This is a genomic window from Caldicellulosiruptor bescii DSM 6725 (genome assembly GCF_000022325.1).
Classification (GTDB): domain Bacteria; phylum Bacillota; class Thermoanaerobacteria; order Caldicellulosiruptorales; family Caldicellulosiruptoraceae; genus Caldicellulosiruptor; species Caldicellulosiruptor bescii.
Genome location: NC_012034.1, coordinates 789,667 through 815,155 on the forward strand (window position 1 = coordinate 789,667; position 25,489 = coordinate 815,155).

The window sequence follows — 25,489 nt, forward strand, 5'->3', positions numbered from 1 at the left end:
TTGTGGGGGAGGTTGGTTTAAAGATGCCAAAGTCACAGTTTATTGACCCGAACGAGGTGAGAAAAAGTGGCTGGATAAAATTTTTTGATATTCCTGTAAACCAGTATAACAAAACCTTAGAAGAGGAGAGACAAAACTTTTCGGATGACCAGCTGATTAGAATTTACAGAGACATGCTTATAATCCGCGAATTTGAGACAATGCTCTCTTTAATAAAAACAACTGGGGAGTACAATGGAATAAAGTATGACTACCCGGGACCGGCACACCTGTCGATTGGTCAGGAAGCAGTAGCGGTGGGCCAGGCTTTTGTGCTTGATAAAGATGACTTTATATTTGGTTCACATAGAAGTCATGGAGAGGTTATTGCTAAGGGCCTTTCAACAATTGAAAAGCTCAGTGACAATGAGCTTTTAAAAATTATGGAAAGCTATTTTGATGGTTCAATACTTAGAGTTGTGGAAGAAAACTTAAAAAATATCTCAAGTATTAAAGAACTTGCAGTCAATTTTTTCTTGTATGGCACGCTTGCCGAGATATTTGGAAGAGAGACTGGGTTTCAAAAAGGTCTTGGCGGGTCTATGCATGTGTTCTTCCCACCATTTGGAATTTACCCGAACAATGCAATTGTTGGAGGGTCTGCTGACATTGCAGTAGGAGCAGCTTTGTTTAAGAAAATCAATAAGAAAAATGGCATTGTTGTTGTCAATATTGGCGATGGTTCGATGGCGTGTGGACCTGTATGGGAGGCTATGTGCCTTGCTTCAATGGACCAATACAAAAAATTGTGGGATGATGAATATAGAGGTGGTCTTCCAATAATCTTCAATTTTATGGACAATCAATATGCTATGGGCGGGCAGACACGCGGCGAGACAATGGGATATGACATGCTTGCAAGAGTCGGAGCAGGCGTTAACCCTGAGCAGATGCATGCTGAGCGTGTTGATGGCTACAATCCACTGGCTGTAATTGATGCAATGAAGAGAAAGAAATACCTTCTTGAACAAAAACAGGGTCCGGTTCTTTTGGATATTGTCACATACAGGCTCACAGGACACTCACCATCTGACTCATCTTCTTACAGGACAAAAGAGGAGGTTGAGGCATGGGCAGCTCAAGACCCAATAGTAACTTATAAGGATGAGTTAATCAAAGCAGGTGTTGTGACAGAAGAAAAGATAGAGGAGATTCAAAGCTATGTGAAAGAGCTTATAACAAAGATATGTGCTCTTGCTGTTGATGAAAATGTTTCGCCAAGAATAAATCTTGTGAAAGACCCTGATGGTATAGCAAGATATATGTTCTCAAACCAGAAGATTGAGAAGATGGAAGACAGAACTCCTGAGGTTTTGATTCCAAAAGAAGAAAATCCGCGCGTAAAACAGATAAAAAACAAAATAAGAGTAGGAATTGTTGACGGAAAACCTGTTCCAAAGGCAAAGGTGTTCAATCTCAGAGACGCAATATTTGAAGCGCTGCTTGATAAGTTCTACACAGATCCAACACTTATCTCATACGGGGAAGACTTGCGCGACTGGGGCGGAGCTTTTGCGGTCTACAGAGGACTTACAGAGTCTTTGCCATATCACAGACTATTTAACACCTGTATCTCAGAAGGTGCAATAGTTGGGTCTGCAGTTGGATATGGGATGTGTGGTGGAAGGGTTGTTGTGGAGATAATGTACTGCGATTTTATCGGAAGAGCAGGGGATGAGATATTCAATCAGCTTGCAAAATGGCAGGCAATGAGCGCAGGGACATTGAAAATGCCTGTTGTTGTGAGGGTTTCTGTTGGTTCAAAATATGGTGCACAGCACTCACAGGACTGGTCTTCTATTGTCTCTCACATTCCTGGACTTAAAGTTGTATTCCCAGCAACACCTTACGATGCAAAAGGTCTTATGAACAGCGCACTGTCTTCCACAGACCCAGTGATATTTTTTGAAAGCCAAAGACTGTATGACATTGGAGAGCTTTTCCACAAAGAAGGTGTCCCGGAAGGATATTATGAGGTTCCAATCGGCGAACCTGATATCAAAAAAGAAGGTAAGGACATTACAATCCTGACAGTTGGAGCAACACTGTACAGAGCACTTGATGCAGCCAAAATCTTGGAAGAAAAGTATGGTGTTAGTGCTGAAATCATTGATGCGCGGTCGCTCGTACCTTTTAACTATGAGAAGGTGATTGAATCTGTCAAAAAAACAGGAAAAATTGTACTGGCTTCTGACGCATGTGCAAGGGGCTCAATTTTGAAAGACATGGCAGCAACAATTGCCGACCTCGCATTTGACTATCTTGACGCGCCACCTGTTGTAGTTGGTTCTAAAAACTGGATTGTCCCTGCATACGAATTTGAAAACTATTTCTTTCCGCAAGCTGACTGGATTATTGACGCAATCCATGAAAGGATTATGCCGCTCAAAGGTCATGTGCCAAAGAACAACTTCACAACAAATGAGATTTTAAGGACAAATAGACTTGGTATATAATACTTTTAAATCCAAGATGAGTTTTCGGGATGTGGTGTTGTGAATGATTTTAGAAGGCAAAAAATCCTTGATATATTAGAACAAAAAGGGGAAATCCAGCTTCAAAAACTCAAAGAATTTTTTCCGGACGTATCTACCATGACGCTGCGACGTGATTTGATTGCGCTTGAAAAGGAAGGTCATCTCATTCGGACGCATGGTGGTGCTATCAGCACAAAGAAGCTGTGGCAACTAACTGGCCAGGAAGACGAATATTCAAAGCGTGCTCAGGAAAATATTGAAGCAAAGATGAAGATTGCAAATATTGCAAAAGGACTTGTTGAAAAAAACAGGTCAATATATTTTGACGCAGGTTCCACCATCATGTGTCTTGCCAAAATCCTCGAGAGTGACAATTATACAATCATTACAAGCGGGCTTAACATTGCACTTGAACTTGTGAAAAAGAAAAATGTCTTTGTTGTGATGCTTGGGGGAATTGTTAACAGCAACACCTTATCAGTGTCTGGTCCAAATGCCATATTTTCTCTTGATAGAATGAACATTGACATTGCTTTTATGAGCGCATCAGGTTTTTGCCTTGAAACAGGATTTAGTGTTTCAAATGCATATGAAGGTGATCTCAAAAGAAGGATAATCGACCGAAGTCAGAAAGTGGTTATGCTTATGGACACTTCAAAAGTAGGCAAAAACATGCCATTTTCGTACGCAAGGCTTGAGGAGATTGACATATGGGTTTGCGAAAAAGCACTTCCAGAAGACATTGAAAAGGCTGCCCGTGAAAGTGGTGTTGAGATTTTATATTGAGGGAAAAGGGAGGGAAGGTTTTTATGAGCTTAGAGTACGAAAAAATTCATGCCGATTATGAAAGGGCGAAAGAGGTTTACAAAACTTTTGGTGTTGACACAGATGAAGTTTTAAAGAAGATGAAAGGGATTAGTATTTCACTTCACTGCTGGCAGGGCGATGATGTGACAGGGTTTGAAGAAGCAACGAAAGGCATGGGCGGTGGCGGAATTTTAGCAACAGGAAACTTTTTTGGCAGGGCGAGAAACGGCGATGAACTCAGGTCTGATTTAGAGTTTGCTATGAGCCTCATTCCTGGCAAGCATAAGGTAAATCTTCACGCAATATATGCTGAGACAGATGGGAAAAAGGTTGACAGGGATGAGCTTTCAATTGACCACTTTGAAAAGTGGCTCAAGTGGGCAAAAGAAAAGGATATAGGGCTTGATTTTAATCCCACATTTTTTGCCCATCCAAAGGCACAGTCAGGATATACTCTCTCAAGTACAGATAGAGATATTAGAAATTTCTGGATAAAGCATGGAATAAAATCAAGAGAAATTGCCTCCCAAATAGGGAAAGAACTAAAAAAGACTTGTATAAACAACATTTGGATTCCTGATGGGTCAAAAGACTTTACAGCAAAGAGGTATGAGTACAGGAAGATTTTGAAAGAGTCTTTAGATGAGATATTTGCTGCGTCGGTTGACAAAACCTATCTTGTTGATTCTGTTGAAAGCAAGCTTTTCGGAATTGGGTCTGAGGCATTTGTTGTTGGTTCTCATGAGTTTTACATGGGCTATGTTTTTACAAGCAAGCATGATATAGCAATTTGTTTTGACCTTGGACATTTCCATCCAACAGAAAGTGTGGCTGACAAGATTTCATCAATTTTAGCATTTTCAAAGAAGGTGCTTTTGCATTTGAGCCGTGGTATGAGGTGGGACAGTGACCATGTTGTTGTGCTAAACGATGAAGTGGTGTCTGTTTCGCAGGAAGTAAAAAGGGCAGATGCTTTTGACAGGGTGTTTTTTGCATTGGACTTTTTTGATGCAAGCATAAACAGGATTACTGCTTGGGTGACAGGTGCAAGAGCTGCATTAAAATCAATTCTGTACGCTTTGCTTGAACCAACACATCTTTTAAATGAAGCTGAAAATGAAGGGGATTTTGGGAAACGGCTTGCGCTTTTAGAAGAGTTCAAAACTTTGCCATTTGGTGCTGTGTGGAACAAGTTCTGCTATGAAAGTAACGTCCCTGTTGGAAACAGCTGGCTTGACAAAGTAAAGGAGTACGAGGATAAGGTTTTGAAAAGTAGGATATAAAAACAAAAGAGGCTGCAGCTTGCGGATAGGTTACATAAAACCGGCTGCAGCCCTTTTTATATCCACATTATTTAAACGGATTTTCGTCCTTGTAGAGCATATTTGCTGGTTGATTGAAAGATATGTCATCAACACCCAGCATTTTCATTGCGTCAAATAGAACTTTCCCAACATGTTTGAATGCAACTGCTGTGTGATGCGGGAATCTCTTTTGAATCAGAACGTATCTGTAGAATCTTCCCATTTCTTTTATTGCAAACACACCAATTCCACCAAATGATCGTGGGTCAATGTCAATTACCTCACCCTGTGCAATGTACGACCTGAGCAAACAATCGGCTGTTGACTGAAGCCTGAATATTGTTATTTCACCAGGTTTTATTGTACCTTCAAGTGTTCCGCGTGTGATGTCGGGTTCTTTGTCAGGTTCTAAAAGTCTGTGCATAATAAGCTGGTATCTCATCTCTGCATATTTCATATGGCAAATTGGAGTATTTCCACAGTGGAATCCCATGAAAAGGTCTGTTAGCTTGTAATCTTTGAACTTGTCCTTGTTTGCTTCGTACATATCTTTTGGCACTGTGTTGTTTATATCAAGGATTGTTGCGGGAAGCTGTGTCGCAAGTGTCACTATATATTCGCTCAGTGCCCCGTATATATCAACCTCACATGCAACTGGAATACCTCTTGATGCAAGCCTTGCGTTTACATAGCATGGAACAAACCCAAACTGTGTCTGAAAAGCTGGCCAGCACTTGTTAGCAAATATTGCAAACTTGCAGCTGCCACGATATTTTTCATACCAGTCCATCAAAGTGAGCTCATATTGAGCAAGCTTTGGCAAAATACCTGGATGTTTGTTGCCAGTGCCAAGCTCATCTTGCATTTGTTTTACAATCTCAGGTATACGTGGGTCGTCTTTGTGTTTGTTGAATGCCTCAAACAGATCAAGCTCAGAGTTTTCCATTATCTCTATGCCAAGGTCATAAAGAGGTTTTATTGGTGCGTTGCAAGCAAGAAAATCCTGTGGACGTGGTCCAAAACTGAAGATTTTAAGGTTCTTTACTCCTATCACAACCCTTGCAACATCTACAAAATGGGCAATCATGTTTGCAACCTCGCTGCTATCTCCAACAGGATACTCAGGAATGTAAGGATTGAGCTTTCTAAGACCTATGTTGTACGAAGCGTTTAGCATACCACAGTAAGCATCACCGCGACCATCAAACAGATTTTCTTGTGTTTCTTCGGCTGCTGCGACAAACATAGAAGGTCCGTCGAACTTTTGTGCAAGCATTGTTTCAGGTCCTTCTGGGCCAAAGTTTCCAAGATACACAACAAGAGCATTTACATCTGCTGATTTGAGTTCGTCTAAGGCTTTTAAAACGTCGTTTTCATTTTCTACTGTTGTCTTTGCTTCAAAGATGTCAATGCCAAGACGTTTGCACGCTTCAACCACCGCTTTTCTTCTTTTTTCAGAAAGTGTGATTGGAAAACAGTCTCTGCTAACTGCCACAATTCCAAGTTTTACTTCAGGTATGTTTTGAATCATCTTAAATATTCCCTCCCAAGTGTTCTTATAAATTCGGAAATGTTTTTATAATTTAATTATATACCTTTCAACTTGTGCATACAATAAAATAATTCCATTATATTCCAGTTAAAATCAAAAAATTGTTCACATACAAGTTGGGAAGCAAACTTTTCAAAATCCACTTTTAAAATAAAAACTTTTATGCTACAATATCATAGTTAAAATATAACTTTTTATTAGAGTGACAGCAATGAAAAATTTAAAATAAATCTTTTTGAGGGAGGATTAGAATGGAGTTCAAGATTGAGAAAAAGGGTACAAACAAGGCAATCATTGAGGTTGAGGTTGAGGCTGAAAAGTTTGAAGAAGGTCTTCAAAAGTCTTATTTGAAAAACGCAAAATATTTCAAAATTCCAGGTTTCAGACCTGGCAAGGCTCCAAGGTCTTTAATAGAGAGAGCTTATGGCGAAGAGGTTTTTTATGATGATGCTATTGACTATGTTTTAAATGAGACATATCCAAAAGTAATTGAAGAGAGTAAACTTGAAGTTGTCTCAAGGCCAGAAGTGGATATTGTTCAGGTTGGAAAAGGCAAGAGCTTCATATACAAGGCTGAAGTATATGTAAAACCTGAATTTGAGCTTGGCCAGTACAAAGGCGTGGAAATCACAAAGATTGAATATCCTGTTGCTGAAGAAGAGGTAGAACATGAGCTTGAACACTTAAGAGAGGAAAATGCAAGGTTTGTTCCTGTTGAAAGACCGGTTGAAAACGGAGATATTGTTACAATTGACTTTGAAGGTTTTGTAGATGGTGAGCCTATAAATGGCGGTTCAGCAAAGGACTATGAACTTACAATAGGTTCAAATACTTTTATACCAGGGTTTGAAGAACAGCTTATTGGTATGAACAAGGGTGAGGAGAAGGAAATAGAGGTAACATTCCCAGAGGATTATCAAGAACCTTCTCTTGCTGGTAAAAAGGCAACTTTCAAGGTAAAAGTGAAGGATATAAAGGTGAAAGAGCTTCCTGAACTTGACGATGAGTTTGCAAAAGATGTCAGTGAATTTGAGACATTAGAAGAACTGAAGGCAAATATTAGAAACAGAATTAGAGAGAAAAATGACAAAAGAGCAAAAGATGAGATGATAGACGCAATCTTAGAAAAAATTGCCCAGAATACTTCAATAGATATTCCCGAACCAATGATTGAGAATCAGATAAATTATTATGTTGAAGATGTTGCAAGAAACCTTCAGTACTTTGGCATGACATACGAGAGATACCTGCAAGCTATAGGAAAGACTGACAAGGAATTTAGAAGCCAGTTTAGAGAAAGAGCAGAGAAGGCTGTAAGGAATAACCTTATCTTGGAAAAGATTGCAAAGGTAGAAAATATCCAGGCAACAGAAGAAGAGCTTCAAAAAGAGCTTGAAAGACTTGCAAAGATGTATAATTTGGAAGTTGATAAGCTCAAAGAAAGACTTTCTGAAGATGATATTGAATATATAAAAGAGGGTATAATCCTAAATAAGGCTATAGATTTTATTTACGAAAATGCTAAAATTATAAGTGAAGATAATCAAGGTGAAAATCAAGAGAATTAAACAGAATTGTTGAATGGAATTAATATTTTTAGTGTTACTAAATTGTTTTTTGGATAAAGGAGGGAAAAATTATGTCTGCACTTGTTCCAATAGTTATAGAGCAGACAAACCGTGGCGAGAGAGCATATGACATATATTCAAGGCTTTTAAAAGATAGAATAGTAATCTTGAGCGGTGAGATTACAGACGATATTGCATCACTTATAGTTGCTCAGCTTCTCTTCTTAGAAGCTGAAGACCCTGACAAAGACATTTACCTTTATATAAACTCACCTGGTGGCTCTGTTACAGCAGGCTTTGCAATCTATGACACAATGCAATATATAAAACCTGATGTTTCAACAATCTGTGTTGGTTTGGCAGCATCAATGGGTGCATTTCTTCTTGCGGCAGGTGCAAAAGGCAAGAGGTTTGCCCTTCCAAACAGCGAGATAATGATACATCAGCCGCTTGGTGGTGTTCGCGGTCAGGCAACAGATATAAAAATCCATGCAGAGTGGATTTTGAAGATAAAAAATAGAATAAATAAAATTTTGTCAGAGAGGACTGGTCAGCCAATAGAAGTTATTGAACGTGATACAGACCGTGACTTTTTCATGACAGCAGAAGAGGCATTAAAATACGGTATCATTGACAAGGTGATTGAAAGGCGCCCATAAATCCTTCTTTAATTTGAGGTGATTCAAAATTGGCTAAGTTTGAAGAGAAGAAACAGCTAAGATGTTCATTCTGTGGGAAGTCACAGGATGAAGTAAGACGACTTGTTGCTGGTCCTGGCGTTTATATCTGTGATGAGTGTATTGAACTTTGCTCTGAAATAATCTCAGAAGATTTTGAAGAAGAAGAATACAATGAGTTTGACGACAGACTTCCAACTCCAAAGGAGATAAAAGAGTTTTTAGACCAATACGTTGTTGGTCAGGACCACGCAAAAAAGATTTTGTCTGTGGCTGTATATAACCATTACAAGAGGATATACTACCACAACACTAAAAAAGACGATGTTGAACTTCAAAAGAGCAACATCTTGATGCTTGGACCAACAGGGTCTGGTAAAACATACCTTGCTCAGACTCTTGCAAAGATGTTAAATGTCCCGTTTGCAATAGCTGATGCAACAACTTTGACAGAGGCAGGTTATGTTGGTGAAGACGTTGAAAATATCTTGCTCAGGCTCATACAGAATGCTGACTATGATATTGAAAGAGCAGAGCGTGGTATAATCTATATAGATGAAATTGACAAGATTGCAAGAAAGTCTGACAATCCTTCTATCACAAGAGATGTTTCAGGCGAAGGTGTTCAGCAGGCCCTGCTCAAAATATTGGAAGGGACTATTGCTTCTGTTCCACCACAGGGTGGGAGAAAACATCCGCACCAGGAATTTATACAGATAGACACAACAAACATCCTGTTTATCTGTGGCGGTGCATTTGAGGGTATTGAGAAGATAATTGAAAAGAGAATTGGTGAAAAGACACTTGGTTTTAATGCAAAGATTGAAAGCAAAAAAGAAAAAAAGATTGGGGATATACTAAGACAAATAATGCCTCAGGATCTTCTAAAGTTTGGAATGATTCCAGAGTTCATAGGACGCGTGCCTATAATAGTTACATTGGATGCACTTGACAAGGAAGCCCTGATAAAGATACTAACAGAGCCCAAAAATGCTCTTGTAAAACAGTATCAAAAGCTCTTTGCAATGGATGGTGTTGAGTTGGAGTTTGAAAAAGATGCATTAGAAGCGATTGCTGACAAGGCTATTGAGCGCAACACAGGTGCAAGAGGTCTTAGAGCTATAATGGAAGAGATTATGCTTGATGTGATGTTTGAGATTCCGTCAAATGATAAGATAGAAAAGGTTATTATTACAAAAGCTGCCGTTTTAAAAGAAGACAAACCTATTGTAATAATAAATGAGAACAAGAAAGCTCAGAAAAGACCAAAACTAAAACAGCGACTTCAGGAAAGAAGAGGAAATGTTTCATAACACAAAAATCTGAAATGTAGAAACTGACAATTGGAATGGAAGGCTGGATGAAAATGCCAGCCTTCTTCTTTTTGAATTTTTCATTTCCAAGAAGGGAAATTTGAGTTTGTAGAGAATTTAGATATTATAATAAGTTTGGTATAAATAAAACAAGTATAAACTTGGCCTTATAAAAGGTTCGGTGAGAGGTTTTGCTTAAAATAAGAGAGTATCAAGAAAATTTAGAAGAAAAGATTCTTTCTCCCTATGCAATGCTTTCAAAAAATACAAAAGGAAGACAAAAGCAAGAACAGAAATGCGATGTGAGAACAGAGTTTCAAAGAGATAGAGATAGAATAATACATTCCAAGTCTTTCAGGAGGCTAAAACACAAAACCCAGGTGTTCATATCTCCAGAAGGTGACCATTACAGAACAAGGCTCACACACGCTTTGGAGGTTGCACAAATTGCAAGGACAATTGCAAGAGCTCTGAGGCTCAACGAAGATTTGACAGAGGCAATAGCACTTGGTCATGATTTGGGTCACACACCCTTTGGCCATGCAGGTGAGGATATCTTAAATAAAATAACCACAACTGGATTTTCACACAACGTTCAGAGCTTGCGGGTTGTTGATTTTTTGGAAGGTGAAGATGGTCTTAACCTCACGTTTGAGGTCAGAGACGGGATTTTGAATCATGTGTGGGGAAGGACACCTGCCACTTTGGAGGGCAGAGTTGTCCAGTTTGCAGACAGGATTGCATACATCAACCATGACATTGACGACGCAATAAGAGCAGGTATATTGAAGGAAGATGACCTGCCAAAAGACTGTCTTAAAATACTGGGATATTCTAAGAGAGAGAGAATTAATACATTAATTAGGGATATAATAAAAAATAGTATGGACAAGCCAGAAATCTCCATGAGTGAAGATGTTTTTTATGCTATGCAGACTTTACGAAGTTTCATGTTTGAAAATGTGTATATTGGTTCTGAAGCAAAAAAGGATGAAAGTAAAGCCAAATATATTATACAAGCTCTCTATGAATATTTTATGTCGAACTGTGACGTCTTACCTGACGATGTGAAAAAGAATATCGACAGATTTGGAAAGGAACAGGTAATAGTTGACTATATAGCTGGAATGACAGACAGGTATGCTATGCGAAAGTTTTATGAATTATTCTTACCGTCACCATGGAACAAGCTTTGATTTTTATTAAAAATGCTAAAAGGTATTTTAAAAAATGTGTCGAAATAAAATTAAATTGTTTAAAAAAACGCGAAGGTGAACATGATGTGCTGGAAAGAGTTGTAGAACAGGTTCTAAGCAAAGTCGACATTGTTGATGTTGTCTCAATGTATGTACCGCTTAAAAAAGTAGGAGTGAACTTCAGAGCGCTTTGTCCTTTTCATCAAGAGAGAACACCCTCTTTTTATGTCTCACCGGCAAAACAGATATTTCACTGTTTTGGATGTGGAGTTGGTGGTAATGCTATCCATTTTGTAATGCGAATAGAAAATTTAACTTTCACAGAGGCACTTAAGGTTTTAGCAGGAAAGGCTAAGATTGATGTAGATTTTTCTCAAACTCAGTCGTCAAAAGATAAAGTATTAGCAAAACAAAAAGAAGAGCTTATTTCTCTTCACAATGATTGTTTGGAATATTTTCAGAGGCAGTTATATTTAAGAGAAAACATGGATGCTGCAAGGTATGTTTTGAAAAGGGGGATAAGAAAAGAAACTGCAAAGCAGTTCGGACTTGGATTTTGCCCTGAGGATAACAACTTGTATGAGATGCTTTCAAGAAAGTATTCTAAAGAGATTATTGATAAAAGTGGAATTTTTATTGAGAGAAATGGAAAGAATTATTGTAGATTCGAAGGCAGGCTCATTTTTCCTATATTCGATACAATGAACAGAGTAATTGGGTTTGGTGGTCGTATAATTGAGGACTCCCAAGCACCTAAATACATGAATTCACCCGATACTCTTATATTTTCAAAATCGAAGGTTTTATATGGTCTTAACATTGCAAAATCAAGCAAAGAAAAAGATTTTGTAATTGTTGAGGGGTATATGGATGTCATTTCTCTTCATCAAGAAGGTATAGACAATGTTGTGGGAGTTTTGGGCACAGCACTTACACAAGACCATAGTTTTCTTCTGCGCAGGTACAAAAATGAGGTTGTTCTTTGCTTAGATAGTGACCAGGCAGGAAGAAATGCTACATTTAGAAGTGCTGATATACTTTACCAAAATGGGCTTATAGTAAAGGTTATGGAGCTTGAAAATGCCAAAGACCCTGACGAGTATATAAAAAAGTTTGGAAAGGATGCGTTTTTACTAAAGAAACAAAATGCTATGTTTGCAATAGATTTCAAAGTAAAGCAGCTTTCTTCCAACTATGATTTATCAAAATCAGACCAAAAGTTCAGATTTGTACGAGAATACTTTGAAAAGATTTTGATGCCGATTACAAATGAGGTTGAGAGGCAGGAATATATAAGAAAGTTATCGCAACTTACACAAATTGATGAAGAAGCAATATTAAAGGAATTTACCAAAAATGAAAACATAAAACTAAAACGCTTGGAAAGTATTCAACATTTTAAACAAGTTCAGCAAAAAAGTAACTTAACAGAAGAAGAGAGAATCAAAAAAAATGATATAGACCTTTTATCTATCTATGTGGAATGGGCTAACAAGTCAGAAAGCATAAGAAATGCTGTTGCCGAAGATGATTTTTGCACCGAGGATATAAAAATGCTTTTCAGTTCAATAAAAAACTTAATTAATGAGGGGATGGAATTGACCTATTCAATGCTTTTGACCTTTGTTAATGACGAAAAAATATTATCAGAACTTACAAGCTTTTCCTCAAAAGGATTCGAAACAGAAGAAGCTGCCAAGAGAGCGATAGAAGAACTGAAAACAAACAATAATAGAATGTTATGGTTAAAACGTGAGATGTTGGAGGCGCAAAAGAGAGGAGATACTGAAAAGGTATTGGAGTTACAAATGCTAATTAGAAAAATCAAAGACAGAAAGGAGGGAATTTAAGGGATGACAGAGCAGAACATGGAAAACAATGAGGTAAAAAACCTCAATGACAAAAATACAAATAAAAATAGTGAAAACGAACACCAGCAAGAAACTGAAAAACAATTGCTTGCATCACAGAAAAATGAAAATCAAGAAAAGCAGTCTACAAAAAAGAGCACAGAAAGTAAATCAGATGGTAAAAAAATGAGTGAAGAAAAGAAGACACTTATAAGAGAGAAGGTCAGAGAACTTATCTCACTTGGTCAGAGCAAAGGTTTTCTGACATATTCTGAGATACAGGAGATTCTTGACAAGGTAGAGCTTGACGCAAGCCAGGTTGAAAACATCTACGATACCTTAGAGAGCATGGGAATTGACGTTGTTGACGACAGAGTATCAGAGGAGGAGCTCTTAAAAGACGACTTGGAAAATCTACCTGAAGGTATTGCTATAGATGACCCTGTTAGAATGTATTTGAAGGAAATTGGCAAGATTCCACTTTTGACCCCTGAAGAGGAGATTGAACTTGCAAAGAGGATTGAACAGGGCGATGAAGAGGCTAAAAAGAGGCTTGCAGAAGCAAACTTAAGGCTTGTTGTAAGTATTGCAAAAAGGTATGTTGGACGTGGAATGTTGTTTTTGGACCTCATCCAGGAAGGAAATTTAGGACTTTTAAAAGCAGTTGAGAAGTTTGACTACAGAAAAGGTTATAAATTTTCAACATATGCAACCTGGTGGATTCGCCAAGCAATCACAAGAGCTATAGCTGACCAAGCAAGAACTATAAGAATTCCTGTTCACATGGTTGAGACAATAAACAAGTTAGTTAGGGTATCACGTCAGCTTTTACAGGAAAAGGGAAGAGAACCAACGCCTGAAGAGATTGCAAAAGAGATGAACATGCCAGTTGAAAAGGTGCGGGAGATTCTAAAGATTGCCCAGGAGCCTGTATCGTTGGAGACACCAATCGGTGAGGAAGAAGACAGCCACTTGGGAGACTTTATCCCTGATGATGATGCTCTTGCACCATCTGAAGCAGCGGCATATTCAATGCTCAAAGAGCAGCTTTTAGAGGTGTTAGATTCATTAAATGAACGTGAAAAAAAGGTTTTAAAACTCAGATTTGGGCTTGAAGATGGTAGAGCACGTACTTTAGAAGAAGTTGGAAAAGAATTCAACGTGACACGTGAAAGAATTCGTCAAATTGAGGCAAAGGCTTTGAGAAAACTCAGACATCCGAGCAGGAGTAAGAAGCTTAAGGATTTTTTGGAATAGTAATAAAAAAGCAGGGACTACTTTTGAGCAGATAGTCCCTGCTTTTGTTACAGGGTTCATCGATTTTACAATTTATTTATATAGTACTGCATCAACAACGACAGGAAAGGCTTGAAGATCTCTGTAGTGTTTATTTATATAAAATTCAATTTTTAATGTATTTTCTCCTACAACTTCTAATGATACATTTTTAGGTTTTTCACCCTTCGCAATTGGGCTTTCATATCTCTTTTCACCATCTAAATAAATTTTGAAAACACCACTTCCACCGACATCTGTATCATCGTCAAGCCCAAGGGTTAGATTTAACTTTTTGTAATCTCCATTGAGTTTATATTGAACAAAAGTATATCTTTTACTATCATTTTCATCCCACCATTGTGTGTTATATGCTCGCCACACAGTATTTTTGCCCTTTGTTGCGCCTAATATTGTGACCTCATTTGAATTAGAAACTGGATTAAAGTCTATTGAATAATAGTCGCTTAATGGCAAATCAGTCAAAAAGATGCCTCCATTTGGTGTTAAATTAGGTCCAATAACCAATGCTTTTTTGTTGTCATCAATTTTCCAAGGCGCAATGTTTTTGTTGTAGAAACAGTAAAGAATAGAGTCAAGATGAACAAATCTCATTCCTTTGTAGTTAATAAATGGAACTTTGTATTTGAGTGTTGCTCCATTTAGGATAATATCTCTTTGATACTCATAAACTGTGCTTGTTGCTGCCTTTTTGCTGAATTCATTCACCTTTGCTTGAAGATTAGCATTTTCTTTTTTTAGCTTATCATATTGAGTTTTTAGAGAATTGTAATCTTTCAAAAGTTTTTCGTACATGGTCTTATAATTTGTTGGAGATGACGCAACTGCAACAAAACAAAAGATAACAGCAAGTATGATTATAAATACTGAGATGTGCTTTTTCAATTTCCTCAACCTCCCTGTAAATGATTTTGTACTTTTTATTTAATACACAAAACGAAAAACTTAATGTCAACCATATTTTGAGATAAATAAGCTCTTGTATTTATATACGAGAAAAATTATAATTAAATCAAGATTACACCTTAAAAGTATATAATTTGTCGAATAATGTCGAATTGTGTCGAGTTATATTAAAGAGTTATGATGGGAGGGGAAAAAGTTGCTTTACTGTCCCAAGTGTGGTGCTACAATTGAAAAGGGGCAGAAAGTATGTAGTCAGTGTGGAGAGAGCTTAGAGTCAAAGATTTTGAGTAATTTGCAAAGGACAAAGAGAGAGTTCTTCTTAGAAAAATACTTTGATGGCCAAACAAAAGAATTTATAGTTCCAAGCATAAAATTTAAATTTGACAGAAAACTTTTACCGTGGCTTTACGGAATTATAGGTTTCCTGGTGTTCTTAATATTGTTTGTAGTAATTGGAAAGTCAATATATTCTCCCCAAAGGGTTGTGAATGAATTCAAGGAAGCTGTTAAAAATAAAGACACAAAAAAGCTTTCACAGATACTTATTCATGAGACAAATGAACAAGTTTCCCAAGATAATCTAAAGGCCTTCTTGGAGTTGTGTCAGACAAAGCCTGAATACATAAACGGTGTTTTTAAAGCATTAGATGAAGCAATTCAATCAATTTCAAATTCATCTTCAGATAAAAAGAATAGATCTCTAACTGATATTTTATCTGATCTTTTCTCAACTCAAGATTATTCTAATGATTTTCTTTTAAAACCTACAGGCAAGGGCTTGATTTTCTTCACGAAATATAAGATTGCAGCAAAAAATTACTTTTTAAAAGTGAAGTGTGATACAAAAGATGCAAAAATATTTTTAAATGGTAAAAACATTGCTTCAGTTTCAGACCCATCTCAGGAAATTTCAATAGGTCCACTGGTTGCTGGAATATACAAGATTAAAGTCGAGTATAAAGGACCATATTGCAATTTAGAAAAGGTTTATGAAGAAAAAATTTACAGCCCAGATTTCAGCAACTCTAACCAATACACAGCTGAAATAAATCTTTATCCACGCTATGTAAAATTAAACTCAAATTTTGAAGATGCGGAGATTATTTTAAACGGTAAGCCAACCGGTGTTTTGGTAAAAGATGCGTCTGAATTTGGACCTATAAGTGACGAAAGTGAGTTTAGTGCAAAAATAAAACTTCCATGGGGTGAAGTGAGAACAACTTCTGTAAAACTTGGCAGCTGGTCAAATAGCGTTACAATTCCAAATACACTTTCAAACGATGATACTAATAATTCGACATTCGAAAAGGTTGCTTCTGTTATAAATGATTTCGAAAAGTCTTACAGAACTGCTATGACATCTCATGATCCGAATAAGTTTTTGCATATTTCTGATGAGTTAAAACAAGTTTTTACAAGCAGAATTCAAGATTTAAAAGCTAACAACCAAAAGTTTACAGGCAAGGTAACAAAAACTGAGTTCAACTTTGGAACATTACAATTGTTTAAAGACGAAGAAGGAAAAATAACATTAAAAATTACTGCAAAAATTTACTACAAAGATGCAGTATATTTCCAAGACGAGACTCCACCACAAGATATTCCTGAAAAAGTAACTGCACAGGTTTACACGCTTGTATGGGGTGAAAATGCAAAGAACTTTATTATTGTCGGAATAGAGGCTCCCTGGTTTTATGACTGGCCAGAAGATGGCAAGGTTAAAGAATACAAATTAGGGAGTGTGTGATTGAAATGATAAATTGTCCGTATTGTGGTAGAGAACTTCAGGAAGGTGAGGTTTGCATTTGCCAAACAAATCAAACGATGGTGAGTCAAACAACTGGCAATCAAGTTACAAGCGGTGAAGTATTGAATGATACTCAAAATACTGCGAAAGTTAGTGAGGATGTTAAAAGCGAAAACATTGAGCAGACTGTGAATACCGCTGAAGAAAAGAAAAAGGAATCTACTAATACTTCAACCCTAAATGATGTAATTAACTCAGCAGTTCAGTATTGCTATCTTACAATAAAATTTGCTTGGGCATTTTTGAAAAATCCATTTGTTTTTATTTCAAAGGTTATACAGAACAATGACTATAAAGCAGGCATTTTGTTTGCCATTCTCACTTTTATATTTGTTTCTATTCAAAATCTTGTTTTAGCGGGGAGGGGTATAAAGTTAATTGAAGATTTTACAGGAATATCAGGTCTTTTGTCCTCTTATTCATCCTTTAGAGCCTTTTTATATAACTTCATAATTTTGTTTCTTTTATATCTTCTATATTGCGGTACTATCAAGTTAGCGTTTATGATAATTAAAGAAAGTGTAGATTTTAAAGCTGTATTAGGTGCGGTTGGAGTAAGCCTTATTCCAATTGTATGGATAGTATTGTTAAATCTGTTATTGCAGTTTATTGCTATATGGCTTGTAATTTTATTAGGTATTTTTGGTATTATCACAAATACAATTCTTAACTTTTGGTCAATTAGGACTTTATCACAAAATAAAGATACTACAGCGCTTTACATCACTGCAACAACGTATATTGTATGTATTATTGTAGTGGCAATAGTCATGTTTGCCTTAGCTAATGGAATGGTAGGCTCAGGAGGAGTTGGTACGACAAGTTTTAGTTCAAATAGCATTATTGGTACCTGGTCAGATGATAAAGATACTATTACATTCAACTCAGATGGAACATTTAAGGCTAATTATTATTGGTTAGGTGGAAATTGGGAGATAAATGGGAATAAGTTATATCTTACAGGAATATTAACTGGAAAAGAAGGGTATTATTACAAAGTTGAGGGCAATAAATTGATATTGGAGCCTATTCCTGGTTCAGGCAAAGGTAGTTATGAATTTTATAGGGTTAGGTAAATTAAGATTTTTTTAGTTTGGCATAGAGGTGATTTGTGAATATGATAAAAGGTAGAATGGTAATAGTTTGTATATTTATTCTTTTGTTGTTGTCAATTACTGGATGTTCAGTGTTTAAAACAAAAAAAGAAAGTATAAGTAAAGTCAATACTTCAACTCTACAAAAATCAAATCAGGCCATTAAGTATTTAAGTGATAATAAAGCTACAAGCAAGCCTACATGGGATGTTGTATTTGAAAGGATATATCAAACTACAGAAAGGTACGAAATAGATATTTATGTTCCTAAAATTACTGGTAGTGGATTAAAACAAGAAGTCAGTGATAAAATAAATTCTTTTCTCAGAGAATATATTGATCAACGAATAGAAGATATAAAAAAGATAACTGAGAGTCCAGAAGATAACTCAAGTTTTTATCCATATATACTTGCTATAAAATGTGAATGGGATAAAAGTGTTTCACCGTACATTTCTTTTTTGTTCGAAGAATATTCATATACTGGCGGAGCACATGGAATGACACATTTAGAAAGTTTTACATTTAACTTAGAAACAGGAGATAATATAAGACTTGAAAGTTTATTAAATAATGAACAAAAGAAGTTAATTCAAAATTATGTAAACATTGAAAGAACAATATCTAAAGATTTATTTGACCCATTCAGTGAAGAGCTTGGGGGTAAAGAGGATTTTAGTAATTCTTATCAAAAAGACTTTTTTGATGATATGATATTTAAAAACAAAGGTTATTTAATTTGTTTTGAACCTTATAAAATTGGACCATATTCAAGCGGGGTTGTAAAATTTTGGTTTGGATTAGATGAACTTGAGCAAAAGGGTGTAAATGCAGATTTTGATTTAAAAGACTATAGTACAATAAAAAGGTTATTGAGCATGAACTTAGGGAATGTAAGGAAAGAATTTGGTTTACCAATAGAAGTTTATTCGTCTGAGGGTGGTTTTTTATATGAAACTAAAAGTGGGCTAACATTTAGTTTTACTTTTGATTCAGTTGAAAATTGGGAAAATATATCTATGGCAACTGTTAATTCTATTATAGCTGGGAATAATATAAAGCTTTTTGGTATTTCCATTAAAAGTTCTCTTTCAGATGTGGATGAAAAGATAGGGAAAATTAAAGAGATAAAGAAAAATGGTGAAGGGATTGATGAAGAGTGGGGAAGCTATTTAGTATCATATGAAGTTGGTGAAGATGTGGAATTATATATTGAGTCCAAGACAGAGGAAAAAAACTCAGAGGTGAGCTATATATTGATAAAGAAAAAAGGGTTGTAGAAACATGTTAAACAGAGTTGGATATTAGGTTGTGCTTAATTGTTAGCTTCAAATCCAAAACAATTTAGGGAGGCAGGATTAATGTGGAATAAAGTAAAAATTTTGAACAGGGAAAATAATGAGTCTATCAAATTGATTGTAGCAATTATGGTGTTAATTTTAGTACTTAATACAATTGGAGTTTATAGTAAGCAAAATGTGAATGTTAAAGACAATCTAATTATAATAGAACCTAAGTTTAAATATATATATCCATTTTCAGAAGGGTTAGCTGTTTTTATAAGCGAAGATAATAAACATGGATACTTGGATATGAAAGGCAATATTATAATAAAACCTAATTTCGAAGAAGCCCATAGTTTTTCTGAAGGTATAGCAGTAGTTAAGGAAAAAGGAAAATGGAAAGTTATAGACAAAAAAGGTAATATCATTTTAAGTTTGGATTTTGACTATGTTGGAAGCTTCAGCGAGGGTTTAGCACCAGTAGAAAAAGATAAAAAATGGGGGTATATAAACAAAAAAGGTGAAATAGTGATTGAGCCTCAATTCGAAAGTGCGGGTAATTTTTTTGAGGACAGAGCTGTAATACAGCTAAATGGAAAATTTGGCTATATAGATAAGAGTGGAAAAATAATAATATCACCCAAATATTATGTAGCTTATGAATTTTCAAAAGGTGTTGCTGCTGTTGCAATTTTAGATGCACAAAAAAATACAAAGTATGGCTTTATAGATAGAAATGGCAAATATGTTATAGAACCAAAATATGATTTTTTAGCAGGGTTTATTGGTAACATTTACTATGATAAAATTTTCAAGAATGGGTTAGCAAGAATAAGAGTGAATAACAAGTTTGGATATATAAATGAAAAAGGTGGAGTAGTTATTCAACCAAAATTTGAATATGCTCTTGAGTTTGATAAAAATATTGCCTTAGTTTGCTACAATGGAAAATATGGATATATAAATAAGAAAGGAGATTTTATAATCAATCCAGTTTATGAAGATATGTTATTATTTTCAGAAGGTTTAGCAGCAGCTAAGTTAAATGGTAAATGGGGTTTTATTAATTATAAAGGTGATTTTACTATAAAACCTCAGTTTGAAAAAGCTTATAGTTTTTCAGAGGGAGTAGCTGCTGTAAAATTGAAAGGTAAATGGGGTTTTATTGACAAAAAAGGTAATTTTATAATTAAGCCTCAATTTGATGAACCTATAATATATTGCAGTGCTATATATACTTTTACAAATGGTTTAGCTGCAGTTTGTAAAAATAGAAAATATGGATATATTGATAAAAATGGGAAATGGATTGTTGAACCTAATTATGACGTAGCAAGTGGGTTTATGAATGGCTTTGCTCATATTGATAAAAATAACCTTGTAGGATTTATTGCATTAAAGAACGTGGTATTGAAAGAGAAAAACTAAGATTTCCATATAATTATTTGCCGAACGGAGGTGCAATTATGATATAAATAGATTTATGTAATTAAGAGCGGAAATGTGGTAGCAAATATTTGTAGTTTATAAATGGAATCTGAGGTGAGAAAAGTATGATTTTACAGAAAATTAAAGATGAAATTGTTACTGATATTTTTAATAATATCTGTTCTAAGGAATACGATTATTTTAGGATTCAGCAAGGATATTTATATAATAATGGAACCAAAATATGATGGAGAAGCAGTATATATAGATTCTAATATTGTTGTATATAGAAGTAGCAATGGTAAATTTGGTGTAATAGATATAAGAAACTCTAAAATTCGTATACCTGATAAATATGATGAAGTAAACTGCATGTTTAGTGATAGTTTAATTGAGTTTAAATATAAAGGTAAATATGGTTTTGTGGATAAGAAGACAGGAAAAGAATTGGTTGCACCAAAATATGATTATGTTGTAAATAGTGACTATTTTGAGAATTTAGTGCGTGTTATAATAAACAATAAATGTGGATTGATAAATAAAATTACTGGTAAAGAAATATTACCGGTCAAATATGATTATGATTCTTTTACATCTGGTTATTATTATGGCAATGGAGATATTTTGATTGAAATAAAGCTAAACAATAAAATAGGTCTTGTTAATAGAAATAGAGTTGTAGTTGTGAAGCCAATATATGATGAAATCAAAGGAATTGGCGAAGGCATTGTAACAGTAGGAATAAATGGATTGTATGGATTTGTTGATGCTAGAAATGGCAAAATAGCAATAAAACCACAATATAACTATGCAGGCATTTTCAGTGAAGGATTAGCGCCAGTTGTAGAAGGCATCTGGTGATATTTTATAGATAAATCAGGTAGGAAAATATTGAAATTGCCATATGATGCCAGATGGAAGAGGTTTGTAGATAGTTTTCGAGAAGGTTTAGCAGCTTTCGGTTTAGGAGCATTTTATCCCAAGTGGGGGTTTTTTAATAAGAAAGGGAAGGTAGTTATAAAACCTCAATATGAAGATGTAGAGGCTTTTAATGGCGGATTGGCTGCAGTTAAATTTAATGGAAAGTGGGGCTTTATTGATAAGACAGGCAAAGAAGTTGTTAAGCCTAAATATGACGAAATTAAATCATTTTATAACGATTTATTGCAAGTTAATAAAAGGTTAGTTATGGTTAAGGCTAGAGGTAAATGGGGGTTATAGATAAAAAAACAGGAAAAGAGATAATCAAACCAATATATAATGGGATCGAATACTTTAGTGACTCTGTTGCAATGGTTGAAATTACGCAGCAAGGAAAAATTAAATACGGTTTTGTGAATATAAGCACAGGAAAAGAAATAATTCCTCCAAAATATGACTTTGTAGACTATTATTCAAAGGAAAAGAAATTTGTAAAGGTTAGAATAGGTGGCAAATGGGGGCTTGTAGATAGACAAACAGGAAAGGAATTATCAAGTCCAATATATGATTATATTGGGAGGTTAGTGAAGGACTAATGGCGGTTAGAGTCGGCAAAAAGTGGGGATTTTTAGATATGAAAGGTAATGAAGTTGTAAAACCAAAATATGATTATGTAAAGGACTATAAAGAAGGATTAGCAGCAGTAACAATAGATGGTAAATGGGGATTTGTAGATAAAATGGGTAATGAAATAATAAAACCTCAATATAATGATGCTGAAAGTTTTAAAAAGGGTTTTTCTTTGGTAAGCACTGACGATGGTTATTACTTTATAGATAAAAAAGGAAATAAGTTAATAAATTAAATATTGATTTTAGTTATATTTTAGTTCCTATAGAATATAGCACAGAATGGGACTATGTTGTATATAAAGATGGGAAGTTTGGGTTTCTTAAAATTCAAATAAATAAAACAAATAAAAAACTTGATGGGGTGTAAAGAAATGTTTTTTAGGAGATTTTTTATGAGGAACAAAGGGATTTGTAAATTTATTGCAATAGTTTTAGCTGTATTTTTGATTTTATATGACTCATTATTAAATGTTAATGCATTGCAAATAAAGGTAGAGAAAATAAATGTTTTTGGTGGGAAAGGGAGTGATTGTTATGAAGATGTGATTTCAACCTTTGATGGGGGATATATAGCTGTTGGATATTCATTCTCAACTGATGGAGACATGAAAGGACTAAACAGAGGCAGTAGTGATGCAATAATAGTAAAATATGATTCTAAAGGTAATTTGAAATGGAGAAAAAGTTTTGGTGGAAGTGGAGATGATGGATTTACTGCAGTATCAACTGCTAAAGATGGCGGGTATATAGTAGTAGGTACTTCATGTTCAAATGATGGAAATATGAAAGGGCTAAATAGAGGAAAAAGCGATGCAGTAATAGTTAAGTATGATACTCGAGGAAATATTAAATGGATAAGAAGTTTTGGAGGTAGTCTTTCTGATGAGTTTACAGCGGTGATAGAAACTAAAGATGGAGGATATGTGGCGACAGGACATTCATATTCATCGGATAAAGATATGAAAGGTTTAAATAAGGGTGAATGGGATGGAATAATAGTAAAATATGATTTAAAAGGAAATTTAAAATGGAAGAGGGGTTTTGGCAGTGAAGGTGATGATGGATTTGGTAAACTGTCAGAAACAATAGATGGTGGATATATAGTCTTTGCTTCATTAGAATCAAAAAATGGAGAACGTAATGGGTTTGTCATAAAATTTGATTCTCAAGGAAATATAAAATGGAAGAAAAAAGAAGATGCCAATATAATTTTATACGATATAGTATCTTTATCAAATGGAAGTTTTATAGCAGCTGGAGTAGGTAGTTTAAAATTTGACAAATATAAAGACAAAGCTATAATTTGCAAATATGATGCAAACTGGAATATACAATGGATAAGAGGTTTCGGTGGAAGTGACTGTGATATATTTAATGCAATAGAATGTGTAAAAAATGGAGGATACATAGCTGTTGGGTTTTCGGGTTCAAAGGATGGAGATTTACAAGGATTAAATAAAGGTGGGTACTATGCAATTATTGTAAAGTTTGATATAAATGGAAATATAAAATGGGCAAAATCTTTTGGAGGTGGAGGAAGTAGTACAGTTTTGTTTAATGCTGTTTCTACAAAAAATGATGGAAGATACATGGCTGTTGGATGTTCCCGGTCAGAAGACGGAGATATGCGCGGATTGAGCAAAGGTTTGGAAGATGCGATAACTGTAATGTATAGGGAGGTAAAATATTAATATCTGTTATAGATTCATGATATACATTTCAAATGCACTAAAAATTATATAGCCGTTAGGACTTTTTTATGATGTATATTAAGCACTTCTACAAAACATATAGGACTAAAATAGGATAGAGAGAGGGGGTTTAAAATGTTAATAAGTTCAAAAAAGTTTAAATTGAATTTTTTAATCATTCCTTTGTTGAGCTTTATTATTTTAAATATTTTTTCTGAATTTCTATTTTTCCGAGATAGTACAGCTTTTGCTAGTATGCAAAATAATAAAGCACAGAAATCAAAATTGGTGAGTTTTTATGTAAAGTATAATGATAAGCTACTTTCTAAATTTGAACTATTTAGTGATGATAGAACTGTTTACTATTCTACAGAAAAATCAGTAAAATTATCAGTAACTCAGAATTCTAAAATGACCATTTATATTGCTTCAAACGGACTTTTGATAAAAAGAAATTTTAATTTTACAAATGTTAGCTCCATATCAGATAAAGTATATATTACTTCAAATATGTCATTAGACAAAGTTGTAAATATGCACATATACGATGGCTCTAAACCAATTTCTTATGCTCAGGTGTTTATTATTAGCAGGGATATCTTGAGGGAGATATATATATAGGAAAAACGGACAAAAATGGCTTTATACCGTTATTAGTTACTAAAGGCGAGCATTACCTAAAAATTGGTTATGGTGCAAACAATTCGGATGCAATGGAATATGCCTTTGCAAAAATTAAGGTTGATAATAATAAGAGTGTAAAGTTAGATATAAGTAAGTTTGGGGTAGTCAATTTTCATATCCTGTATGGATTTGGTGGAGTAGGACTAAATGACAAATTGTATATTAGTTTTAATAGTAAGTGGTCATATTCCAAAATAATTTGCAATATTGGTATTAGAAGAAGTATTAAATTTGACGTAGGAAATCATGGGAAAGTATGGATTTTTGGAGGTAACCCTTCATACTATGGTATGTATTGTTTAGCGTATAAGCCAAAAAGAGATTTAGTTATTAAAAAACCTAAAGAAACAATTGATATTGATTTAAAAATAGATACACAAAATATAAAGATTTTAAATGTCTATAGGTGGAACATGAAAAGTTCACAATGGGAAAAGACTACTTTTTCGAACGTCTATGAGAGTGATGAGTTGAGATTAGAAGTTTCGATTCCACCAAAGTCTCATTACGTTTTAGCAATGACAGGTATACATTATTACGATGAAAAACATGAAAAAGATTTTCATACAATTGCTTCTGTTTTTTCTATTATTCCGTGTAATTTAACTGCATATATAATTGATAAAAACGGGCAAAAATACAACATACTGGCTACAATGTCAGATTTATTTGATGATCAGAGAAATACATTTACGGTATTTTTAAAAGATTTCAAAGGCACTTTAAATTCAAAGCTATATATGGATTTTAACTTTTACCCATATGACTTTGATTATTTACATAAAACACATGTTATTCCAATAAATGTATATACCCATTAAAATGAATAATACAAATCCAAGAAGGGGTTGTCTAAAAACAAAATTTTAAAATTCTTATTTCGCAATATATAGGTAAAGTTAAATAAATCAAAAACTATATATTGTAAGAAAAGGGGCTATCCAATTATCTTTTTGGACAGCCC

Annotated in this window: 22 protein-coding genes; 20 read left to right on the plus strand and 2 right to left on the minus strand. The window is 34.8% G+C overall.

Features of this window, described 5'->3' with window-relative positions:
* Positions 1-23 precede the first annotated feature (23 nt).
* The 3 genes from ATHE_RS03505 to ATHE_RS03515 are packed head-to-tail and all read left to right on the plus strand — an operon-like array spanning position 24 to position 4,606.
* A complete protein-coding gene (locus ATHE_RS03505; RefSeq protein WP_015907261.1) occupies positions 24-2,495 on the plus strand; it encodes an alpha-ketoacid dehydrogenase subunit alpha/beta in 2,472 nt (823 codons plus the stop codon).
* 39 nt (positions 2,496-2,534) lie between these two features.
* Positions 2,535-3,302: a DeoR/GlpR family DNA-binding transcription regulator gene (locus ATHE_RS03510; RefSeq protein WP_015907262.1), complete on the plus strand. Its 768-nt coding sequence runs from the start codon at positions 2,535-2,537 to the stop codon at positions 3,300-3,302.
* 23 nt (positions 3,303-3,325) lie between these two features.
* The gene (locus tag ATHE_RS03515) at positions 3,326-4,606 is read left to right on the plus strand and encodes an L-rhamnose isomerase (protein ID WP_015907263.1); all 1,281 of its coding nucleotides are present in this window, start codon (positions 3,326-3,328) and stop codon (positions 4,604-4,606) included.
* A 67-nt stretch (positions 4,607-4,673) separates the two neighbouring features.
* Here the strand turns inward: ATHE_RS03515 and ATHE_RS03520 are convergent, their stop codons facing one another.
* Positions 4,674-6,158, minus strand: a complete 1,485-nt coding sequence (locus ATHE_RS03520; RefSeq protein ID WP_015907264.1) for an L-fucose/L-arabinose isomerase family protein — start codon at positions 6,156-6,158, stop codon at positions 4,674-4,676.
* Between the two features lie 272 nt (positions 6,159-6,430).
* Here ATHE_RS03520 and tig point away from each other — a divergent pair, with 272 nt between their 5' ends.
* The 6 genes from tig to rpoD all read left to right on the plus strand — a co-directional run bounded on the left by tig (position 6,431) and on the right by rpoD (position 14,040).
* Positions 6,431-7,747 (plus strand): trigger factor, encoded by a 1,317-nt coding sequence (gene tig / locus ATHE_RS03525; protein WP_015907265.1) that lies wholly within the window; start codon positions 6,431-6,433, stop codon positions 7,745-7,747.
* Positions 7,748-7,818: 71 nt separating this feature from the next.
* Positions 7,819-8,406, plus strand: a complete 588-nt coding sequence (gene clpP, locus ATHE_RS03530; RefSeq protein WP_013430845.1) for an ATP-dependent Clp endopeptidase proteolytic subunit ClpP — start codon at positions 7,819-7,821, stop codon at positions 8,404-8,406.
* A gap of 29 nt (positions 8,407-8,435) precedes the next feature.
* Complete coding sequence (clpX, locus tag ATHE_RS03535) at positions 8,436-9,737, plus strand: ATP-dependent Clp protease ATP-binding subunit ClpX (RefSeq protein ID WP_015907266.1); 1,302 nt, start codon at positions 8,436-8,438, stop codon at positions 9,735-9,737.
* Positions 9,738-9,928: 191 nt separating this feature from the next.
* Positions 9,929-10,933 carry a deoxyguanosinetriphosphate triphosphohydrolase gene (locus ATHE_RS03540; RefSeq protein WP_015907267.1) on the plus strand — a complete coding sequence of 335 codons (1,005 nt, stop codon included), beginning with the start codon at positions 9,929-9,931 and terminating at the stop codon, positions 10,931-10,933.
* Complete coding sequence (gene dnaG / locus ATHE_RS03545; RefSeq protein ID WP_015907268.1) at positions 10,930-12,783, plus strand: DNA primase; 1,854 nt, start codon at positions 10,930-10,932, stop codon at positions 12,781-12,783. The genes ATHE_RS03540 and dnaG overlap by 4 nt, the downstream gene beginning before the upstream one ends.
* A gap of 186 nt (positions 12,784-12,969) precedes the next feature.
* A complete protein-coding gene (gene rpoD, locus ATHE_RS03550; RefSeq protein ID WP_041727339.1) occupies positions 12,970-14,040 on the plus strand; it encodes an RNA polymerase sigma factor RpoD in 1,071 nt (356 codons plus the stop codon).
* Between the two features lie 72 nt (positions 14,041-14,112).
* On the opposite strand, the gene ATHE_RS03555 is transcribed toward rpoD, so the two are convergent.
* Positions 14,113-14,964, minus strand: coding sequence for an NPCBM/NEW2 domain-containing protein (locus ATHE_RS03555; RefSeq protein WP_015907270.1), 852 nt, complete (start codon positions 14,962-14,964; stop codon positions 14,113-14,115).
* Positions 14,965-15,181: 217 nt separating this feature from the next.
* Between ATHE_RS03555 and ATHE_RS03560 the strand changes: the two genes are divergently transcribed.
* From ATHE_RS03560 to ATHE_RS03605, 11 genes are all read left to right on the plus strand, one after another.
* Positions 15,182-16,732, plus strand: a complete 1,551-nt coding sequence (locus ATHE_RS03560; protein WP_015907271.1) for a zinc ribbon domain-containing protein — start codon at positions 15,182-15,184, stop codon at positions 16,730-16,732.
* A 5-nt stretch (positions 16,733-16,737) separates the two neighbouring features.
* Complete coding sequence (locus ATHE_RS03565; RefSeq protein WP_015907272.1) at positions 16,738-17,868, plus strand: hypothetical protein; 1,131 nt, start codon at positions 16,738-16,740, stop codon at positions 17,866-17,868.
* 41 nt (positions 17,869-17,909) lie between these two features.
* Positions 17,910-19,166, plus strand: a complete 1,257-nt coding sequence (locus tag ATHE_RS03570) for a DUF4163 domain-containing protein (protein WP_015907273.1) — start codon at positions 17,910-17,912, stop codon at positions 19,164-19,166.
* 81 nt (positions 19,167-19,247) lie between these two features.
* Positions 19,248-20,597, plus strand: a complete 1,350-nt coding sequence (locus ATHE_RS03575; protein WP_015907274.1) for a WG repeat-containing protein — start codon at positions 19,248-19,250, stop codon at positions 20,595-20,597.
* 231 nt (positions 20,598-20,828) lie between these two features.
* On the plus strand, positions 20,829-21,458 hold the full coding sequence (locus ATHE_RS14080) for a WG repeat-containing protein (protein ID WP_015907276.1): 630 nt from the start codon (positions 20,829-20,831) through the stop codon (positions 21,456-21,458).
* 30 nt (positions 21,459-21,488) lie between these two features.
* Entirely contained in the window at positions 21,489-21,818 is a 330-nt protein-coding gene (locus ATHE_RS14085; RefSeq protein ID WP_049760247.1) for a WG repeat-containing protein, read from the plus strand.
* Positions 21,806-22,114, plus strand: coding sequence for a WG repeat-containing protein (locus ATHE_RS03585; protein WP_015907278.1), 309 nt, complete (start codon positions 21,806-21,808; stop codon positions 22,112-22,114). Before ATHE_RS14085 ends, ATHE_RS03585 begins: the two co-directional genes overlap by 13 nt.
* Positions 22,114-22,383, plus strand: a complete 270-nt coding sequence (locus ATHE_RS03590) for a WG repeat-containing protein (protein ID WP_015907279.1) — start codon at positions 22,114-22,116, stop codon at positions 22,381-22,383. Before ATHE_RS03585 ends, ATHE_RS03590 begins: the two co-directional genes overlap by 1 nt.
* Positions 22,384-22,542: 159 nt before the next feature.
* A complete protein-coding gene (locus ATHE_RS03595) occupies positions 22,543-23,841 on the plus strand; it encodes a PKD domain-containing protein (protein WP_015907280.1) in 1,299 nt (432 codons plus the stop codon).
* A gap of 135 nt (positions 23,842-23,976) precedes the next feature.
* Positions 23,977-24,462, plus strand: coding sequence for a hypothetical protein (locus tag ATHE_RS03600; protein WP_015907281.1), 486 nt, complete (start codon positions 23,977-23,979; stop codon positions 24,460-24,462).
* A 92-nt stretch (positions 24,463-24,554) separates the two neighbouring features.
* On the plus strand, positions 24,555-25,346 hold the full coding sequence (locus ATHE_RS03605) for a hypothetical protein (RefSeq protein ID WP_015907282.1): 792 nt from the start codon (positions 24,555-24,557) through the stop codon (positions 25,344-25,346).
* Positions 25,347-25,489: the final 143 nt, after the last annotated feature.

Excerpts from the sequence above, each read along its gene's own strand:
- ATHE_RS03505 (WP_015907261.1), top strand. The coding sequence starts at position 24 with ATGCCAAAGTCACAGTTTATTGACCCGAACGAGGTGAGAAAAAGTGGC.
- ATHE_RS03515 (WP_015907263.1), top strand. The coding sequence starts at position 3,326 with ATGAGCTTAGAGTACGAAAAAATTCATGCCGATTATGAAAGGGCGAAA.
- ATHE_RS03520 (WP_015907264.1), bottom strand. The coding sequence starts at position 6,158 with ATGATTCAAAACATACCTGAAGTAAAACTTGGAATTGTGGCAGTTAGC.
- tig (WP_015907265.1), top strand. The coding sequence starts at position 6,431 with ATGGAGTTCAAGATTGAGAAAAAGGGTACAAACAAGGCAATCATTGAG.
- clpP (WP_013430845.1), top strand. The coding sequence starts at position 7,819 with ATGTCTGCACTTGTTCCAATAGTTATAGAGCAGACAAACCGTGGCGAG.
- rpoD (WP_041727339.1), top strand. The coding sequence starts at position 12,970 with ATGAGTGAAGAAAAGAAGACACTTATAAGAGAGAAGGTCAGAGAACTT.
- ATHE_RS03565 (WP_015907272.1), top strand. The coding sequence starts at position 16,738 with ATGATAAATTGTCCGTATTGTGGTAGAGAACTTCAGGAAGGTGAGGTT.
- ATHE_RS03570 (WP_015907273.1), top strand. The coding sequence starts at position 17,910 with ATGATAAAAGGTAGAATGGTAATAGTTTGTATATTTATTCTTTTGTTG.
- ATHE_RS03575 (WP_015907274.1), top strand. The coding sequence starts at position 19,248 with ATGTGGAATAAAGTAAAAATTTTGAACAGGGAAAATAATGAGTCTATC.
- ATHE_RS14080 (WP_015907276.1), top strand. The coding sequence starts at position 20,829 with ATGGAACCAAAATATGATGGAGAAGCAGTATATATAGATTCTAATATT.
- ATHE_RS03585 (WP_015907278.1), top strand. The coding sequence starts at position 21,806 with ATGGGGGTTATAGATAAAAAAACAGGAAAAGAGATAATCAAACCAATA.
- ATHE_RS03590 (WP_015907279.1), top strand. The coding sequence starts at position 22,114 with ATGGCGGTTAGAGTCGGCAAAAAGTGGGGATTTTTAGATATGAAAGGT.
- ATHE_RS03595 (WP_015907280.1), top strand. The coding sequence starts at position 22,543 with ATGAGGAACAAAGGGATTTGTAAATTTATTGCAATAGTTTTAGCTGTA.
- ATHE_RS03600 (WP_015907281.1), top strand. The coding sequence starts at position 23,977 with ATGTTAATAAGTTCAAAAAAGTTTAAATTGAATTTTTTAATCATTCCT.
- ATHE_RS03605 (WP_015907282.1), top strand. The coding sequence starts at position 24,555 with ATGGAATATGCCTTTGCAAAAATTAAGGTTGATAATAATAAGAGTGTA.